The organism is Anaerostipes amylophilus (assembly GCF_025567365.1).
In the GTDB taxonomy this organism is placed as follows: Bacteria; Bacillota; Clostridia; order Lachnospirales; family Lachnospiraceae; genus Anaerostipes; species Anaerostipes amylophilus.
The window spans coordinates 131,682-150,886 of record NZ_JAOQJG010000007.1; the positions used below are offsets into that span (position 1 = coordinate 131,682).

General features: G+C 37.4%; 20 protein-coding genes. All 20 read right to left on the reverse strand.

The annotated features are described in order from the left end of the window. Positions 1-48: 48 nt before the first annotated feature. On the reverse strand, positions 49-1,056 hold the full coding sequence (locus OCV53_RS10880) for a deoxyguanosinetriphosphate triphosphohydrolase (protein ID WP_022374950.1): 1,008 nt from the start codon (positions 1,054-1,056) through the stop codon (positions 49-51). Between the two features lie 35 nt (positions 1,057-1,091). After that, positions 1,092-1,862 (reverse strand): sigma-70 domain-containing protein, encoded by a 771-nt coding sequence (locus OCV53_RS10885; protein ID WP_022374951.1) that lies wholly within the window; start codon positions 1,860-1,862, stop codon positions 1,092-1,094. A 14-nt stretch (positions 1,863-1,876) separates the two neighbouring features. Then, positions 1,877-2,704: an undecaprenyl-diphosphate phosphatase gene (locus tag OCV53_RS10890; protein WP_022374952.1), complete on the reverse strand. Its 828-nt coding sequence runs from the start codon at positions 2,702-2,704 to the stop codon at positions 1,877-1,879. A gap of 74 nt (positions 2,705-2,778) precedes the next feature. After that, positions 2,779-3,021 (reverse strand): DNA-directed RNA polymerase subunit omega, encoded by a 243-nt coding sequence (rpoZ, locus tag OCV53_RS10895; RefSeq protein WP_022374953.1) that lies wholly within the window; start codon positions 3,019-3,021, stop codon positions 2,779-2,781. An 11-nt stretch (positions 3,022-3,032) separates the two neighbouring features. Continuing rightward, positions 3,033-3,650, reverse strand: a complete 618-nt coding sequence (gmk, locus tag OCV53_RS10900; protein WP_055198267.1) for a guanylate kinase — start codon at positions 3,648-3,650, stop codon at positions 3,033-3,035. Positions 3,651-3,668: 18 nt separating this feature from the next. Beyond that, positions 3,669-4,550, reverse strand: coding sequence for a YicC/YloC family endoribonuclease (locus tag OCV53_RS10905; RefSeq protein ID WP_022374955.1), 882 nt, complete (start codon positions 4,548-4,550; stop codon positions 3,669-3,671). A gap of 87 nt (positions 4,551-4,637) precedes the next feature. Next, a complete protein-coding gene (locus OCV53_RS10910) occupies positions 4,638-5,201 on the reverse strand; it encodes a Holliday junction resolvase RecU (protein WP_055198269.1) in 564 nt (187 codons plus the stop codon). Further along, positions 5,201-6,175 (reverse strand): RluA family pseudouridine synthase, encoded by a 975-nt coding sequence (locus OCV53_RS10915; protein ID WP_055198271.1) that lies wholly within the window; start codon positions 6,173-6,175, stop codon positions 5,201-5,203. The genes OCV53_RS10910 and OCV53_RS10915 overlap by 1 nt, the downstream gene beginning before the upstream one ends. A gap of 11 nt (positions 6,176-6,186) precedes the next feature. Next, positions 6,187-6,945 carry an SDR family NAD(P)-dependent oxidoreductase gene (locus OCV53_RS10920; RefSeq protein ID WP_055198273.1) on the reverse strand — a complete coding sequence of 253 codons (759 nt, stop codon included), beginning with the start codon at positions 6,943-6,945 and terminating at the stop codon, positions 6,187-6,189. Positions 6,946-6,971: 26 nt separating this feature from the next. Beyond that, complete coding sequence (locus OCV53_RS10925; RefSeq protein ID WP_055198275.1) at positions 6,972-7,643, reverse strand: HAD family hydrolase; 672 nt, start codon at positions 7,641-7,643, stop codon at positions 6,972-6,974. Then, entirely contained in the window at positions 7,630-8,376 is a 747-nt protein-coding gene (locus OCV53_RS10930; protein WP_055198277.1) for a pseudouridine synthase, read from the reverse strand. The genes OCV53_RS10925 and OCV53_RS10930 overlap by 14 nt, the downstream gene beginning before the upstream one ends. Then, a complete protein-coding gene (locus OCV53_RS10935) occupies positions 8,367-9,728 on the reverse strand; it encodes an RsmF rRNA methyltransferase first C-terminal domain-containing protein (RefSeq protein WP_055198279.1) in 1,362 nt (453 codons plus the stop codon). Before OCV53_RS10935 ends, OCV53_RS10930 begins: the two co-directional genes overlap by 10 nt. 7 nt (positions 9,729-9,735) lie before the next feature. Beyond that, the gene (locus OCV53_RS10940; RefSeq protein ID WP_022374962.1) at positions 9,736-10,539 is read right to left on the reverse strand and encodes a GTP pyrophosphokinase; all 804 of its coding nucleotides are present in this window, start codon (positions 10,537-10,539) and stop codon (positions 9,736-9,738) included. A gap of 172 nt (positions 10,540-10,711) precedes the next feature. After that, positions 10,712-11,674 carry a beta-ketoacyl-ACP synthase III gene (locus tag OCV53_RS10945; RefSeq protein ID WP_055198282.1) on the reverse strand — a complete coding sequence of 321 codons (963 nt, stop codon included), beginning with the start codon at positions 11,672-11,674 and terminating at the stop codon, positions 10,712-10,714. 129 nt (positions 11,675-11,803) lie between these two features. Continuing rightward, positions 11,804-13,276 (reverse strand): stage IV sporulation protein A, encoded by a 1,473-nt coding sequence (gene spoIVA, locus OCV53_RS10950; protein WP_022374964.1) that lies wholly within the window; start codon positions 13,274-13,276, stop codon positions 11,804-11,806. 108 nt (positions 13,277-13,384) lie between these two features. Then, positions 13,385-14,260: a shikimate dehydrogenase gene (locus OCV53_RS10955; protein WP_055198284.1), complete on the reverse strand. Its 876-nt coding sequence runs from the start codon at positions 14,258-14,260 to the stop codon at positions 13,385-13,387. 46 nt (positions 14,261-14,306) lie between these two features. Continuing rightward, complete coding sequence (locus OCV53_RS10960) at positions 14,307-15,764, reverse strand: UDP-N-acetylmuramoyl-L-alanyl-D-glutamate--2,6-diaminopimelate ligase (protein WP_055198286.1); 1,458 nt, start codon at positions 15,762-15,764, stop codon at positions 14,307-14,309. A gap of 35 nt (positions 15,765-15,799) precedes the next feature. Continuing rightward, on the reverse strand, positions 15,800-16,651 hold the full coding sequence (dapF, locus tag OCV53_RS10965; RefSeq protein ID WP_022374276.1) for a diaminopimelate epimerase: 852 nt from the start codon (positions 16,649-16,651) through the stop codon (positions 15,800-15,802). Between the two features lie 195 nt (positions 16,652-16,846). Then, positions 16,847-18,118: an aspartate aminotransferase type Ic gene (locus OCV53_RS10970; protein ID WP_055198288.1), complete on the reverse strand. Its 1,272-nt coding sequence runs from the start codon at positions 18,116-18,118 to the stop codon at positions 16,847-16,849. Positions 18,119-18,187: 69 nt separating this feature from the next. Then, complete coding sequence (locus OCV53_RS10975; protein ID WP_055198290.1) at positions 18,188-19,198, reverse strand: NAD(P)H-dependent glycerol-3-phosphate dehydrogenase; 1,011 nt, start codon at positions 19,196-19,198, stop codon at positions 18,188-18,190. Positions 19,199-19,205 lie beyond the last annotated feature (7 nt).

A 19,205-nucleotide genomic window follows, 5' to 3' on the forward strand; every position in this document is an offset into this window, starting at 1 on the left:
AAAAAATCCCTCTATAATATATTATTCTGCATCTTTTTTAATTTTCCTTTATTTTTGCATAAAAAATTTAGGAATAAAAATCTCTGTATATTGCTCAATCGCAAAATGATCTGTCATCCCTGCAATATAGTCACAAACCGCCTGTTCTTTATCTTCTTCTGAATTGATCATCTTCTGATTATACACTGGAAGTTCCTCTATATGATAAAGATAATGCTCATATAATGGTTCAATAATGTTCTTTATCTTTTCTTCCTCTTTCTTTGTATTTGGCTCCTCATAAACTCTCTGGAACATAAAACTTCGAAGACCTGTCATTGCATCCCTTATCTTCTGAGACATAACAATATCATTGATACCACTACTATGTTTTACAATATCAAGCACCATCGTATTAATTCTCTCACGATAGGTCGTTCCAAGCACATTTGTATATTCCTTTGGAAGATCTTCTTCCTTTAAAACTTTGGCACGTACAGAGTCATCAATATCATGATTGATATATGCAATTTTATCTGCCAGACGGACAATTTTGCCTTCCAGAGTATGCGGCATGCTTTTCATTGAATGATTTTTCATACCGTCTAATACCTCCCATGTAAGATTCAACCCATCACCATTCTTCTCAAGATACTGAGCAACTCTCACACTTTGCTGATTATGTTTAAATCCTTTGGGATTCATCTCATTTAATACACGTTCTCCTGCATGACCAAATGGCGTGTGTCCAAGATCATGTCCAAGTGCAATTGCTTCTGTTAATGTCTCATTAAGATTCAAAGCTCTCGCGATCGTTCTGGCATTCTGTGACACTTCAAGTGTATGCATAAGTCTCGTTCTATAATGATCTCCTACTGGAGATAAAAACACCTGTGTTTTATCTTTTAAACGACGAAAAGCTTTACAATGCAAGATTCGATCCCTGTCTCTTTGGAAACAGGTGCGTATCTCACATTCTTCTTCCGGCTTTCTTCTTCCTTTTGTATCAATACTTCGTGTTGCATATGGGCTTAACAGACTTAATTCCGTCTGTTCCTGTTTTTCTCTGATATTCATAAGATCATCCTCCCTTCTGTCAACACCAAGGATTTTTATGACTGTTTAATATCTGCTTCCATAACAGAAAGTGCATCGAGAGAAATCTTCATAATATCCTTTACCTCTTCCTCTGTCATAGAAAGATATTTTGCTAATTCTTCGATCTTTGGCTCTCTTCCAAGTTCTTTTGATAAAAATGTTGAAGCATCATCTAAGCGGTTTGCCTTGATTGCCATTGCCTCTCCAACACTGTCAGAACCTCTCTGCATTGCAATTGCATCAAGAATAGAATCTTCTACTGCACTTTTGGCATGTGCAAGAAATCCTTCTGCATCTCCATCTTGATAGATTGCCATTGCTTCTAATAGACCAATGTTACCTTCCTGCACAAGATCTCCAAATAAGACACCTTTTCCCATATGATTCCTTGCAATTTCAAGAATCTGCGGAAGAAAGCTTTCAATCACTGCTTCTCCATCTTCTTTGTCAGCAAGCCATGATGTGATCAGCTCTTTCTGCTCTTCTTCCCCCGGAAGATCCATCTGGCTTAATTCTTCTTCATAAAAACGGATCGCACCCTGTTCTTCTTCGGACACATTAGCTTTCGCCTCCGCCTCTTCTTCAGCAACAATCTGTGCTTCATCTACTCCAAGCACACGAATTCCCGCTTCTATAAAGCTTGCGATCAAAAGTTTCTTTGCTTCTTCATTCAAATTATAATCACTAAAATAATCTAATAACTCTTTGTGGTCAATCTGATTCCCATTTGTCTTTGCAATGGCGATCATCTCTTCCATATTCTTTAGAAATAAATTCTTATCCATGTTTTACAAACTCCTTATTTGATGAATGCAAAATACACGATCACTAGCAGACCGAGTATAATTCGGTATACACCAAATGCCTTAAAGTCATTCTTCTTAATATATCCAAGTAAAAACTTGATCGCTACGATAGATACAAGGAAGGATACTACCATTCCAACGATCAGTACGATCAATTGTGTTGTTGTAAATGCAAGACCAAATTTCACGATCTTTAATAAACTTGCTCCAAACATTACTGGAATTCCTAAGAAAAATGAGAATTCGGCAGCAACCGTTCTGGAACACCCGAGTAAGATTCCTCCAAGGATCGTTGCTCCTGATCTCGATGTACCTGGAATTAATGCTAATACCTGAAACACACCAATTCCCAATGCCATTCCATAAGATAATCTTGTAAGATCATTCATTGGTCTTCTTCTGATTCGTTTGTTGCGGTTTTCAATTATGATAAATAATATACCATAAATGATCAGCATTGCTGCAACTACTGGAGGATTATAAAAATGTGCATTCAACCAGTCGTCAAATAAAATGCCGATAATTGCTGCTGGAAATACCGCAAGAATTACCTTTGTCCATAAAACAATAGTATCCATCTTTTCCCTATGGTTTTTCTTTGGTGAAAATGGATTTAACTTATGAAAATATAAAACAACAACTGCCATGATCGCACCTAACTGAATCACAACGTCAAACATTTCCTTAAAGGCACCTGTCATATTTAATTTAATAAATTCATCTGCCAAGATCAGATGTCCCGTACTACTGATCGGCAGCCATTCCGTAATTCCCTCGACAATTCCAAGTAATACGGTTTTCAGTAATAAAATAATGTCCATAAAAAACTCCCTGTCTGTACAAAGAAGGGTGTTTAGGAATCCCTAAGCACCCTGTTTTGTTTTCCTTGTTATTTCTATTCTTCTACTTCTTCATCGTCTCCAAGAATCTTTACTTTTTCTTCCCAAAGCTCTTCAACTGCTGTAGATAATGGTTTTGCACCATCTTTTTCTTCTACTAATGGCATATCTCCTGCAATGATCTGTCTTGCTCTCTTAGCACTTGCAAGTACAATAGAGTAACGGCTTGAGATAACTTTTTCTTCCTCACTGTCACCATTGATAACTTTCATTAATTCTGTATATGATGGATGTAACATAATAATTCCTCCTATAGTTGTTCTAATTCTTTTTTAGTTTCTTCTATAAATTTAAGGTTATTTCCAAGCAGGCAGTCTTTTGCCTGTACAATGGCATGAATTCGATCTGCACAATCTTCTACCTGATCGTTGATCACAATATAATCGTATTTATTCATATCCTCAGATTCTTCTTTGGCACGATTAATACGTTTGTTGATCACTTCTTCCGATTCAGTTCCTCTTCCTACCAGGCGTTCCTTGATTGCCGCAGCGCTTGGTGCCGTAATGAAGATCAATAATGCATCTTCATATTGTTTCTTAATATTAAACGCACCCTGCACTTCAATTTCCAAGATCACATTATGTCCTGCTGCAAGTTCTTCTTCTACAAACTTTCTTGGCGTTCCATAATAATTGTCCACATATCTGGCATACTCAATAAATCCATTATAGTCGATCAGATTTTTAAAATCATCTACCGTCTTAAAAAAATACTCCCTTCCGTCAACTTCACCTTCTCTCGGCTTTCTTGTTGTTGCGGAAATTGATAAACTATATCCATATTTTTCTACCAGTTTCTTTGCTACTGTTCCTTTTCCAACACCAGAAAATCCAGACAGTACCAGTAATGAACCTCTCTTTTCCATGATCTTTCCCTTCTTATCTTACTCTATGTTCTGAATCTGTTCTCTTACTTTCTCAACATTTGTCTTCAGTTCAATTGCATGATCTGCAAGATCAACATCACTTGACTTTGATAAGATCGTATTCGCTTCTCTGTTCATCTCCTGTGCCATGAAATCAAGCTTTCTTCCAATACTTTCATCACTTTCCAGCACATCTGTCATAGAACTGATATGACTTTGAAGTCTTACAATCTCTTCATCAACAGCAATCTTATCTGCATATAATGTAACTTCTGCCGCAATCCTGTTTTCTTCAATTGCTGAGTCTTCTAAAAATTCTTTCACTTTCTCTTCTAATTTTGCTCTATATTCAGCAATGATCTGTGGAGAACGTCTCTCAATAAATGCCACATCTGCTGCCATCTGATCTAGTTTTCCAAGCAGATCTTTCTTAAGATTTGCTCCTTCGATCGTTCTTGTCTCTACAAATTTCTCGGCAGCCTGTCTTAATGCAGCTTCTAACAGCTCCCACCATACTTCTTCATCTTGCTGCACTTCTTCAAGTGTTACAACTTCTGGATACTTAGCAAGTGCTTCCGCAGTGATCTTTGTCTCAATACCAAAATCTTCCTGCATCTTCTTAAATACCTGCATATATTCTGCTGCCATTGCCTGATTATAATGAAGGCTTACTGCTGTCTCTGAAAGATCTTCATATGATACATAAATGTCAATCTTTCCACGACTCGCATATTCTTTCATGATATTACGGATATTTGCCTCAAACATGGCTAATTTCTTGGGAAGTTTTAATGAAATATCACAATATCTGTGGTTGACGGATTTCATCTCCACTGTGACTTTCTGATTCTTGTCATTGGACACTTCCCCATGTCCAAATCCTGTCATGCTTCTGATCATAAAATCTATCCTTTTCTACTCTGTGGCCAACATCCACAGGTTTTCTTTTTCGTCAATGTTATATTATACGCAAAATTTAGCTTTTCGTCAATCTTTTCGACACGAATCTTGCTGATCTTTTTGTTTCAGAACTTTCTGCAGACATTCCAGATAATGAAGGATCATTCCATGCTTTAATGGAACAAAAAATCCAATATCTAATTCTTCATATTTAAAATGCTTGACTCCGCCCTCTTTTGCACGATTCCAGTATTTCATCATCTCCTGAAATGACATATAATAACAGACATGTCTTGATGTAAAATAGATCAATAAAAAACTAATGCCGCCCTGCTCTTCGTACTGCCGCATAAACTCTACCTGATGTTCATGAATGTTCTGAAGTGGAAATACGTCTTTTGCACATTCCTTTGCATCAAAACAGATAGGGATCCCCTGCACAACTCCTATGTAATCGACTGTACTTTTCTGATCAAAATAAGCAAGTGTGATATGACGTTTTGTTTTATCGAACCTTACTGGTTTGATCGATGTCGGTATTTTTTGCACTAGCGCAAGTTTTTGCTGGCGGTATTTTTCATTTGTATAATTGATCAATTCTTCCAGTACAGAACCTCTAAGACCTTTTACATTCCATTTATCTTCCGCCATTATAAATCTCTCCCAAATAATTCCTGTTTGATCGTTTCAAATCTTTTGGGAAGCGGTGCCTGAATTCTCTTTCCTGAAAGATTACTACATGTTTTCATATGTTTCGGGAACACGATTTCCTGACAATGAAGCAACTGGTCTTTTAATCCAAATCTTTGCTTCATCTGCTGATTGATCTTTCTATCTCCGTATTTGAAATCACCGATCAGTGGATGTCCGATACTTGCAAGGTGGGCACGAATCTGATGTGTCTTTCCTGTGATAAGTTTTACCTTTAATAGTGTAAATTCATCATTTGAGATTACAGGTTCATAAGCCGTTTCAATATGATTTCCGCCGAAAATCTCTTGCTTTGAAACTGTTACTTTGTTTGTTTTCTCATCTTTTCTTAAATATGCACTAACTTTCTGTGGTTTGTTAAGTTTCCCTTTCACAATACAAAGATAATACTTCTCCATATCTCGATTCTTTAACATCTCTGCCATTGTCTGCAGTCCTTCCATTGAAATTCCACAGATGATGATGCCTGTTGTATTACGATCAAGACGATTACAAATGGACGGTTTGACTACTTGTAATTCTTTTTCACTGATCAATCCTTGATTCACTGCATATGGGATGATCTGATCGTTAATCGATATATCTTCTGATTTTGATTTCTGGGATAAGATTCCCCATGGTTTATTTACCATAATAACATTGTCATCTTCGTACAAAATATCAAGTTTCAGTTTTTGTTTTCCAGCCCTTACTTCTTCCCTAAATTTACTGATTGTATCTTCTGCAAGATAGATGCAGACCTGATCTCCTTTAGATAATTTTTCATTTCCAGTTGCCTTTTTTCCATTTAATTTGATATTTTTTTTTCGAAGCATTTTATACAAAAAACTTTTCGGTGCTTTATTTAAATATTTCGAGAGGATCTTGTCAAGTCTTTGTCCTTCCTCTCTTGCTGTTATGTTTAATTCTCTCATTTTTTATCCTTCTAACCCATGATTTTGGCAATCCATTTTCCGGGTAAGATCTTACAGATGATCCTTGTTGTTTTCATTGTAAATCCATAGACAGATACTGCTTTATTCTTCCTTGCATCACGGATTGCTTTACTTACAACCCTCTTTGGGTCTGCCATAGCAAATTTCTTATAAAACTTCATCTCTTCCTGCTCATATGCACGATCAAAGAATTCCGTCTTCACTGGTCCAGGACATACCGCTATGACTTTAACTTCCTGTCCTGATAGCTCCTGTCTAAGAGCAATAGAAAAACTTTTTGCATATGCTTTTGTTGCTGCGTAAACTGTGAAATCAGGCTGTGGTGCAAATCCTGCAGAAGATGCCATCTGATAAATAAAAGATCCTCTGCTTACATATGGAAGTACCAAGTAGGTAACTCTTGTCAATGCTTCACAATTTAAACGAATCATTCCTGCTGCATCTTCTTCTGTCTGATGCTCAAAAGAACCAGAAATTCCAAATCCTGAAGCATTTACTAGAATTCTTACAGTAGGACGTTCTTTTGCAAGAACCTTTCTAAGACGTTCAAAACTTTCTTCTTTCATAAGATCTAATGGAAGAATCCTAACTCTTGTTCCAATAATCTCTTTTTTTAGTTCTCTTAGTTTGTCTTTTCTTCTTGCGATCACCCAGATTTCATCGAATCCCTTGTATTTCTTTGCGATCTGTCTAACAAATTCTTTCCCTATTCCTGAGGATGCTCCAGTTACTAGTGCAATATCTCTCATATGATCACCCTTTCTCTTGACCTTTGTTATTTCTTTAATGTCTCGTAGGTCCCATTTAATATGTCATAATATGTATCAATATAGTAATCTGCTATCTCTCGCTTTTCTTTGACCGCACGTTCAGAATATGAATCTTTTACCGCACAGACTTCCATCCCCGCACGTTTCCCGGCAAGCAGTCCATATGGAATATCTTCAAATACCAATGCATGTTCTGGCTTGGTATCGATCATCTTCGCCGCATGAAGATACACATCTGGTTCTGGTTTTCCTCTTGGGACTTCATCAGATGTACAAATATAATCAAACGCATCCAGAATGCCATTTGCTCTTAAACAGTCTTTCGCTAATTTTCTGGAATTACTTGTTGCAATCGCAAGCTTCATATCTCGTTCTTTTAATAACGAAATAAAATCTTGGACTCCATCTTTTAATGGAATTTCATTCACATAGATTTCAGAAGCCATATGATTCCATGTCTCCATAATCTCTTCAATCGTAAGAGGCAGTTCAAATCGCTTCTTAAAATATACTGCTGTCTCATGGAAACTGTAACCTTCCAACTCATCATTTAAACCTTCCGGCACCTGTAACCCATACTTTCCAAGAAAACGGATATCGATCTCTCTCCAGATCCACATGGAATCTACTAATGTTCCATCCAGATCAAAGATCACTGCCTTTTTATTTTCTAACATTTGTATGCTCCTTTAGTTCTTGTAACTCTGTCTCGCTTAATCTTCTGTACGTTCCAAGTTCTAATTTTTCATCTAACTTTAAAGATCCCATAGATAATCTCTTTAGGTATAAAACTTCACTTCCAACCGCTTTTACCATACGTTTTACCTGATGAAACTTTCCTTCTGTGATCGTGATCAAAACTTCTGACTGATCTTCTCCTGCTGTCAGTATCTCAAGATCTGCTTCCTTTGATTTCTCTCCATTGCCAATATCCAAACCTTCCTGAAATTTTTTAACTTCTTCGTCTGTAAAGCTTCCAGATACTTTTGCAAAATATACCTTATCTACATGTTTCTTTGGAGAAAGCAGCTCGTGTGCAAGCATCCCATCATCAGTGAGAATTAGTAATCCTTCGGTATCCTTATCGAGTCTGCCAACTGGAAACAGCTTATCTTTAAAGTTTTCATGTATCAGATCAAGCACTGTCTTATCATGATCGTCCTTTGTCGCAGAGACAACACCTTGCGGTTTATGAAGCATCAGATAATGAAACTGTTCAAATATAACCGGCTGATGTTCTAATTCCACTTGATCATCCTCTGCATCCAGTTTACTTTCTGGTTTCTTCACTATTTCCCCATTGATCGTAACTTTTCCTTTTTTGATCGCTTCTTTTGCTTCTTTTCTTGTGATATTTAAACTGTCACATAAAAATTTGTCTAACCTGGTTTTCTTTGCCATTATAACCATCTCCAGCTGGAAGAATATTTGTTCTTCAGTCGTCCTTTTTTGATCTTTGCCCATCCTAATGGGAATTCATTTGTCCCTATCAGATGGATTCCTTCGGTTGCTGTATCAACATCTAATGTCTCGCATTTTAAATATTTTATGGTATTCTCATCGTTGATATCAAAAGAAAGATATGGCTTATATTCATCTGCTGAAAGTGCCACCGCAAATGACTGACTTGGCTCAAATCGACCTTTCTTCATCTCTCCTAGGTAGAGACCCTTTCTTAGAACTCTGACCTTTTTCATCTCTGGAATATCTTCTTTTAAATAAAATAACTTGCCTTGATGCTCCCTGACATGACTCCAGTCGATATCCATCTTACAGTTTTTAAAGAATTCTTCTGTCTCAGGAGTAAGTTTTACTTTCTTGATCTTCTCATATTTGAATGTTGGCTGTGGTCCATCTTCTTTCTTTAATAATGCAAGGAAATGACCTTCTCCTTTGATCTTATGAGGCCATAATCGGATACACTGCTTGATATCTTCTCTTCCTATCAATGTCCATTCCGGATGTCCGTGATCAAAACCTTCACACATCTTCATTGGGACTAAAGAAAGATCATCATTCTTCTCTAAAAGGTATTCTATGACCTGTTCATTCTCTTCTGGAGAAAATGTACAGGTAGAATATAACAGCATACCACCTGGAGCTAACAGCTTGATCGCATCATCAACGATCTCTCGCTGTAACTTCGCATATGGTTCGCTTCCTTTCTGCTGCCAGTTCTTGATCTCATTATTTCCTTTTCGAAACATTCCTTCCCCAGAACATGGGGCATCAATTAAAATCTTATTAAAAAAACCTGTCATTGATGGTACTAAATATTTGGCTTCGGTACAAAGGATCATATCATTCCTGATCCCGAACATCTCAATATTACGAATCAATGCTTTCGTTCTTGATATACTGACATCATTAGATACTAAAAGTCCTTCTCCATTTAACTTTGCTCCAAGTTCTGTTGATTTTCCACCTGGTGCTCCACACAGATCAAGTACGCGATCTCCCGGCTCTACTGGTAAGTAGGAAGCTGGTGTCATCGCACTTGGCTCCTGAATATAATAAAGTCCTGCATGATAATATGGGTGTTTGGATGGTTTTTCTTCTCTGTCTACATAAAATCCATTGTCTGTCCAAGGTACTTTTGTCACTTTGAATGGACAGATCTTTAAAAAATCCTCCACAGAAATCTTTAATGTATTCACTCTGATTCCATAGTATGCAGGATCATCTAAATGCTTCTCATACTCTTCAAAGTCCTCACCTAAGAGGCGTCTCATCTTCTCTTCAAATAATTCTGGTAATTTCATATCTCTCCTAAGAAATGCTTTGAGCACGATATCCTTCTGCAATGATATCTAACTGCTTATTAAAATGCTCTAAGCGTTCCATATCTCCTGTCTCGTATATTTTATAAAATTCATCCTGAATCTTTAAAACTTCATGACGATTTGCAACTTTATATAAATTCTGCATCGTATGAAGAATCTCTGATACAAGATTTGATTTCTTACGGAACGAATTCTGTGCGTCCATGATCTCGTCACGAACCGTTGACATCTCATGATCTAAGACATCAATCGCATCTGCTGCCACAAGAAGCTTATCTGTTACGTGTTTTGGAATATCTCCTTTATATTTATACTGTAATGAATGCTCTACCGTTGCCCAGAAATTCATCGCAAGTGTCCTGATCTGAATCTCTGCCTGAATTCGTTTCTTCCCATAAATTGTATTCACTTCATAATAAATGATCACATGATAGCTTCGATATCCACTGTCTTTGGAATGTGAAATATAATCTTTGTGGCTCTTGATCTCCATATCAGAACGGCTCTCTATGATCTCCAAGACTTTATCAATGTCTTCCACAAACTGGCAGATCAGTCGAACTCCTGCAATATCTTCCAATTCCTTCTCCACATCGTTGACATTAATCTTCTTTCTCTGCATCTTATCTAAGATACTTGAAATTGATTTTACACGTCCGTCAACCTGCTCGATCGGTGAATATCTTCCGACGTTCCTGTATTCTCTTATAATATGCCGAAACTTTAACACAAGTTCATCTACTGCCAGCTCATATGGGGTGAGCATTTCTCTCCATAACTGTAATTCCATTAATTCGATTCCCTCCTGTACTTATCCACTCATTATACCATATTTTAACTTCAAAAAGAATCCTGCATTGCAGGATTCCTGCTATTATATTTACATAAAAAAATAGTCAACTCTTATTTTTCTATGTAAGCTGACTATTTTTATTCTCTTTCGTATCTTGTTGGTTATCCACCTACCATGTAAGATAAACAGATCCCCATGTAAGTCCTCCGCCAAAACCGCTTAAAACAATCTTATCTCCGCGATTTAACATACCTTTCTGGTTCATCTCATCTAGAAGGATTGGCACCGTTGCAGATGATGTATTGGCACATCGATCTACGTTCATCGGAAACTTTTCGATCGGCTGTTTTAATCTTCTGGCCGCTGCCTCAATGATTCTTCGATTTGCCTGATGAAGTACAAAATATTTCACTTCTTCTTTATCAACTCCAGCTTGATCAAGCACCTTTGTAATACTCTTTGGCACCATACGGACTGCAAATTTAAATACCTCCTGCCCATCCATAGTAACCTGCTGCATTGGTGAATCATCTTTTACAAGAAGGTTGTTAAGGTGTCTTTCCTCACATGTTAAGACATCTCCTTTTGCTCCATCAGACCCTACATCAATGTAAATCTCTCTTGAATCATCCGCTTCGACGATCGCACATCCTGCTCCATCCCCAAATAATACACAAGTGCTTCGATCACTCCAGTCAAGAATCTTAGAAAGCGTCTCAACTCCGATGATCATCATCTTCTTGCCCATTCCTGCTCTTGCATATGCGATTGCTGTATTCAATCCATACACAAATCCTGAACATGCCGCATTGATATCCATGCACACTGCATTGACCGCTCCGATTCCCTTCTGCACCTGACAGGATGTACTTGGTGTCGCATGATCTCCTGATAACGTTGCAACAAAAATATGGTCTAATTCTTCTGCGCTGACCCCTGCATTCTCTAATGCTTTCTTTGCTGCTTTGACTGCCATTGTTGAGGTTGTATCTTCAATTGAAATGTGCCTGCTTCGAATTCCTGTTCTTGATGAGATCCATTCATCACTTGTATCCATTACTTTGGAAAGGTCATCGTTGCTTACTGATTTTTCTGGAAGAAAACTTCCTGTTCCTAATATTTTTACAGACATAATTACTCCACTTATCTTAATCGCTTCTTTTTCTATCTTTGATCCGTCTTTATTTTGCTAAATTCTATGAATCAAAAAAACACTTTGTCTATCAAAGTATATTCTTTTTCTATCCGTTTGTCAACGTTCTTAAATAATGATGCATACAAGACCCCCATTACTTTCATTGATGATCTTTTCCATTGTATCCTGAAGCTTTTGCTGACTTTCATCGGTCATCTTTAAAGCCTTAGTCTGCATGCCATCTCCGACAAGCTGTTCCAGCGTTTTTCCAAAAATATTAACATCCCACATACTCTCTCCCGGAGTCTGTGAACCTTGTTCAATATACTCCATCAAATCTTTCGCCTGATATTCTTCTCCGACAATTGGGGCGATTTCTGTGGAAATATTGGCACGGATCATATGAATGGATGGAGCACTTGCTTTGATCTTTACCCCATATTTGTTACCATGCTTTACGATCTGCGGCTGTTCTAATACAATTTCTTCCTTCGTTGGTGTTACCACTCCATATCCTCGCTGCTTAACTGCTGCAAGTGCTTCCCCGACTTCTTCATATTCTTTCTTTTTCTTTGAAAGTTCTCCCATGATCCGGATAAATTCATATTCATTGTGAATTTCCATTCCCGTAGTTTCGCTTAAGAAATCATAATAATAGGAATCTCCCACTTTTACAGTTATGATTACTTCGCCACTATCCATTGATACCGATTCTATTTTCTGGCTTGTTATGTATTTGTATTGTTTATCTTCATCATCATAGATATCTTTCATCGTTGTTTTGTTTGAAATGACATCTCTAGCCATTTCTAGTAATTCCATTTTTAACGGATGATCTTTTTTTAACATTTCCGTCCATCTTGGAACATAAAATCCGATCGATGAAATTGGAAATTCCATTAATATACTCTTTAAAAACTGGTAGATATCATCTTTTTTCATTTGCTCCAAATTCATCGGCAACACTTTTGTTCCATATTTTTCTTCTTTTTGTTCTGCTAATTGTTTTGTACTTTCTGAATATGGATGAATCGTATTTAATAATACTACAAATGGTTTCTTTAAAGCCTTTAGCTGGTTGATCGTCTCTTCTTCCGCAGGTTCATACTGCTTTGCATCAATTTCACCAAAAGACCCATCACACGTTACAACCACCCCGATCGTAGAATGATCTGTGATAACTTTTTTTGTCCCGATTGCTGCTGCCTTTGTAAATGGAATCTCGTAATCAAACCATGGTGTTTTTACAAGTCTCTCTTCTTCTCCTTCCATATGACCTGTTGCACCTTTTACCATATAACCTACACAATCAATGAGGCGTACATTTAATTCTATTCCATCTTCTACTTTAATAGAAACTGCTTCATTTGGGACAAATTTCGGCTCAGTTGTCATGATTGTTTTACCGCTTGATGACTGGGGAAGTTCATCATTCGCACGATTTCTGTCATTCTCGTCCTCGATATTGGGTAATACCATCAGGTTCATAAAACGCTTGATAAATGTGCTTTTCCCTGTACGCACCGGACCAACAACCCCTATGTAAATCTCCCCATTTGTTCTTGCCTTCATATCTTTATATACATTAAACTGATCCATAAGTTCCTCCTTCATAGACTGATAAAGTATATGAAGGTTCTAAGAAAAAAAGACCAGAAAACAGTATATTTACCGTATCTGGTCTTTTGTAACATTCCAATATGTATCTTATACTCCCTGGAAGAATCTTTCTTTTACTTCATCAACAGGCATATCTTTTCCTGTGAATAATTTAAAAGATGCAACTCCCTGCCATAATAACATTCCTTTTCCTGGAACTGTGATACATCCATGTTCTTTTGCTTCTCTTAAGAATCTTGTTTCTTCTGGATTGTATACAACGTCTGCTACAACTAATCCTTCGTGGAACATTGTTGTATCTGTGATCACTGTTGTATCTTCTTTTGGTTTCATTCCAAGCAATGTTCCATTTACTAAGATATCTGCTCCATCAATCTTTGTGCGCATTGTATCTTTTGCATCTAGATCATATAATTCCACCTGACATGCTGGTACTTTGGCTTTGATCTTCTCAACCATCTTCTGGGCTCTTTCAAAAAATGGATCTCTTGGGTTAAAAATTGTGATAGATTTTGCTCCATCTAATGCACACTGTACCTGAATGGCTGTTGCTGCTCCACCTGCTCCAAAGATTACGATATCTTTTCCTTCAACGCTGATTCCATGATCTTTTAAGTTTGCAACAAAACCTTCACCATCTGTGATATGTCCGTATAATTTTCCGTCTCTGTTTACGATTGTGTTTACAGCTCCGATCAGTTCTGCTGCTGGTGATAATTCGTCCATATTCTGGGCTGCTGCTGTCTTGTTTGGCATTGTAACGTTGCATCCCTGGATATTTAACAGACGCATGGATTTGATGAATTCTGGTACTTCCTCTTCTTTAATATCAAAGGCAAGATAAGCTCCATCGACTCCGCATGCCTGAAACCCGTAATTCTGCATCGCTGGTGATGCGGAATGTGAAACCGGTGAACCGATCAGTCCAAATAATTTTGTTGTTCCTGAAATTCTTGCTTCCACGTTTGTAATTCTCCTTTATTTCTTTATATTTTAAAAGGCAGATATTCTATCTTCCTTCGATGATTTCCTGAATCAAATCTCTCTCATCCATGTGATGTTTCACACCTTTGATCTCCTGATAATCTTCATGTCCTTTTCCTGCAAGGATAATAATATCTCCTGCTCCGGCATGTTCCATACAATATTTGATTGCTTCTTTACGGTCTGGGATTGTAACATATTCTCCATCTGCTTTATGAACACCAATCAAAATATCATTGATGATATCCATTGGTTCTTCATTTCTTGGATTATCAGATGTTACAACAGTAAGATCTGCAAGTTTTGATGATACTTCTCCCATCTCATAACGTCTTGCTTTTGCTCTGTTTCCACCACATCCAAATAAGCAATAGATCTTCTTTGGATTATATTTACGGATCGTTGTTAAAAGACTTTCAAGACTCATAGCGTTATGTGCATAGTCGATCATTAATGTATAATCTCCAGGAGTCTTGATGATCTCTAAACGTCCTTTGACCTGAATTGTATTTAATGCAGATAATACATCTTCTTTGACAATTCCCATATGGCGGCAAAGAGAGATTGCTGCCAATGAATTATATACTGTAAAATCTCCAGGGATATCTACATGTACGTTATATTCCTGTTTTCCCTTAAGATCATACGCAACTCCAAGATATCCAGGTTCCTGAATTCTTGTGATATTCTCTGCGTAGACATCATTTGTATCTTTCATTCCATAAGTTTCAATCGCACATGTATGGTCTTTGATGATTCTTTCTACATAATCATCATCTCCATTAACGATTCCCTGCTTACACTGCTGGAATAGTAAACTCTTGCAATGAATATAATCATCCATATCTTTATGCTCATTTTCCCCAATATGGTCTTCTGCAAGGTTTGTAAAAATTCCATAATCGAATTCAAATCCACTTGTTCGATGAAGCATCAAAGCCTGTGAAGATACTTCCATTACAACATTTTTAAGACCTGCATCTGCCATCTTACGGAAAGATTCCTGTACGATGTAAGATTCTGGTGTTGTATTGACGGATGGAATTTTTTCATCTCCAATGATCGTCTCAATCGTTCCGATCAGTCCTGTCTTTTGTCCTGCATGTTCTAAGACTGCACGGATCATATATGTTGTTGTTGTCTTTCCTTTGGTTCCTGTGATTCCGATCGTTGTCAATTCTTCTGCCGGATATCCAAAGTATGCTGCTGACATTTCAGCTAATGCAAGTCTTGTGTTATCAAACTTGATCACTGTTAAACTTTCTGGAACTTCTACATCTTTCTCTACAACGATCGCTGCTGCTCCAAGCTCTGCTGCCTGTGCTGCAAACTTATGTCCATCAAAAGCTGCTCCACTGATACATACAAATACACTGCCTTTTTCAATCTTTCTTGAATCATATACTAATGTAGAAATCTCTACATCTTCACTTCCCTGTACAAGGGTATATTCTGAGCGTTCTAATAATTCTTTTAAAATCATGTTCTATCTCCAATAATTCTTCTGTCTTTCTACTCTTAATCGTCAATTCCTGTAAGATCGATCTCACCATCAAATACTGTTGTTGCTGGTCCTGTCATAAAGATCGTATCTTTCTCTTCATCATATTCGATCTGAAGGTCTCCACCTAAGAGATGTACTAAGACTTTCTTTCCTGTTTTCTTATTTAAATAAGATGCATAAGCACTTGCACATGCTCCTGTTCCGCAGGCAAGAGTTTCTCCTGCACCTCTCTCCCATACACGCATCTTAATTGTATTCTCATCAACTACTTCGATAAATTCTGTATTCACGCGATCTGGAAACATTGGATGATTCTCAAACTTCGGTCCGATCTTCTCAATGTCAATATCTGCAACAGAATCCACAAATACAACTCCATGAGGATTTCCCATGGAAATACATGTGATATTATATTCTTTTCCATCAACGATCACTGGCTGATCGATCACTTCTGTAAGATCATCATAGATTGCTGGAATCTTAGAAGCTTCTGTAATTGGTGCTTCCATGTCAACCTTTACCCATGTAACCTTGCCATCTTCTACTGTAAGGTCTAATTCTTTGATTCCACCCTTTGTCTCGATCGTGATCGTCGTTTTATCTGTTAGTCCATAATCATAGACATATTTAGCAATACAGCGGACACCATTTCCGCACATGGCTCCTTCAGAACCATCAGAGTTATACATGGCCATTCTAAAATCAGCCTTATCTGACGGACAGATACAGATCATTCCATCAGAACCAATTCCAAAATGCCGGTCACTGATAAATTTTGCCACTTTATTCGGGTTATTGATCTTTTCTTCTAAACAGTTTACATATACGTAGTCATTGCCACAACCGTGCATCTTTGTAAATTTCATGTAATCAACTCCTTTTTTGTTGTTTTACGAATAAACATTTTTATTTTATCACATCAACGTGTTAATTGTACAGATACAATCTTTGAATTTGTATTTCAAAATCAAATGATATCATTACAAAAATAAATGAGGAATACTCCTTATCATCTTTGATAAAGAATACTCCTCATAATATTTCTTAACGATGCATAAATCTTATGCCTGTTCTAACAGTTTTTCAATTCCTGCTTTCTTTACACATACACAAAACAGATCCATTGCCTGCTGTAATTCTTCTACTGTAGGGTAAGAAGGTGCAAGTCTGATGTTACTGTCTTTTGGATCTTTCTTATATGGATATGTAGCACCTGCTCCAGTTAATGTAACTCCTGCTTCTTTGGCAAGTTCCACCACTCTCTTTGCACATCCTGGAAGAACATCTACAGATACAAAGTATCCACCCTTTGGACTTTCCCATGAAATTAATCCGCTTCCAGCAAGTTCTTTGTCTAATGTATTAAGAACTGTCTCAAATTTAGGTTTTAAACAGTCTGCTAAAATCTGCATATGTTTTCTGATTCCATCTGCATTCTTAAAGAACTGTACATGACGAAGCTGATTGATCTTGTCATATCCGATTGTCTGGGCTGTCATAACTTTCTTAATCTCTGCGATATTATCATCACTAGATGCAATAATAGATACTCCTGCACCTGGGAATGTAATCTTTGATGTTGAGAAGAAATAGTATGCTCTGTTATCATTTCCTGCTTCTTTACATGCATCTAAGATATTCTTAACTTTCACATCCTCAAAGATTGGATGTACTCCATATGCATTATCCCAGAAGATTCTGAAATCTTTGGCTGCTGTCTTCATGGAAGCAAGACGGTCAACTGTCTCATCACTGTAGCAGATTCCCTGTGGGTTAGAATATTTTGGTACACACCAGATTCCTTTGATACTTTCATCTTCTGCTACTAATTTCTCTACCTGATCCATATCTGGACCTTCTGGTGTCATATCAACTGTGATCAGTTCAAATCCTAATGTTTCTGTAACCATGAAATGTCTGTCATATCCTGGTGCTGGACATAAGAATTTTACTTTCTCAAGCTGTCCCCAAGGTTTTTCTCCTTCTGTTCCAAATACGACCAGTCTCATCATCTGATCAAACATCAGATTCAGACTTGCATTTCCTCCAACGATGATATTCTTCGCTGGGATATCAAGCAGATCACTGAAAATCTCTTTCATCTCTGGAAGTCCATCAAGGACTCCGTAATTACGCACATCTAAGCCATCTTTTGCATGATAATCCGTCATCGTCTCAAGCATTCCATTTGCATGATCGATCTGGTCTGGTGCTGGTTTTCCTCTTGCCATGTTGAGTGAAAGATCAAGATCTTTAAATTCCTGATACTTTTTGTTTACTTCCACTTCCTGCGCCTGTAACTCTTCTTTTGACATTTCCCTAAATGATTCCATTGTTGTCTTCCTTCCTTCATGTTTTTATGTTTTGTATATGTTTATGTTTTTATATTATATAAAATCTGATTAATCCCATTCCAGATTTGTATGTTCCTGTTTTTTCTCACGAAGGAGTAAGTTTGAAACTTCCTCTTTTGGATCTGCATTTTCAAATAGTACTCTGTTCACTGCTTCCACGATTGGTACAGATACATTGCACTTCTTTGCAAGTCCAAGGGCTGCTTTGGCTGAATATACACCTTCTACAACCATTTTTACTTCTTTCATGGCCTCATCGGCAGTCATACCTTTTCCCATTAAATATCCTGCTTTACGATTTCGACTATGTACACTTGTACATGTAACGATTAAATCTCCAACTCCTGTAAGTCCTGAGAATGTCTCTGGCTTTCCTCCCATGGCTTCTCCAAGACGTGTAAGCTCCGCAATTCCTCTTGTCATTAACGCTGCTTTTGTATTGTCTCCATATCCAAGACCATCAACTGTTCCGGCTGCTAATGCGATAACATTTTTTAATGCTCCTCCTAGTTCGATTCCGATAATATCTGAACTTGTGTATACACGGAATACTTTATTCATAAATACGTCCTGAAGCATCTCTGCTGTCTTTTTATTTTTTGCACCAATTACAACCGTTGTAGGAATTCCTATTCCTACTTCTTCTGCATGACTAGGTCCTGATAATACGCAAACTTCTGCATTTGGAATTTCTTCTTCGATGATATCAGATAATGTCTTATATGTAACATCTTCAATACCTTTTGCAACATTCACAATGATCTGCCCATCTTTCACGAAAGGAGACATCTGTTTTGCGACCGTACGAACAACTGGTGAAGGAACTGCCATAACAACAACATCTTCATCTGTTAAAGCTGTTTCAAGATCTGCTTCAATTACGATATTATCTGGTAATTTTACACCTGGTAATTTTTCCTGCTGTTCTCTCTTTGTAGAAAGCATCTCGATTTCATGTGGATCATGTGTCCATAAAGTCACCTCATGTCCATTATTTGCTAATAACACTGCAAGAGCGCTTCCCCAGCTTCCTGCACCAATAACGCTGACTTTCTTCATAGTCTTA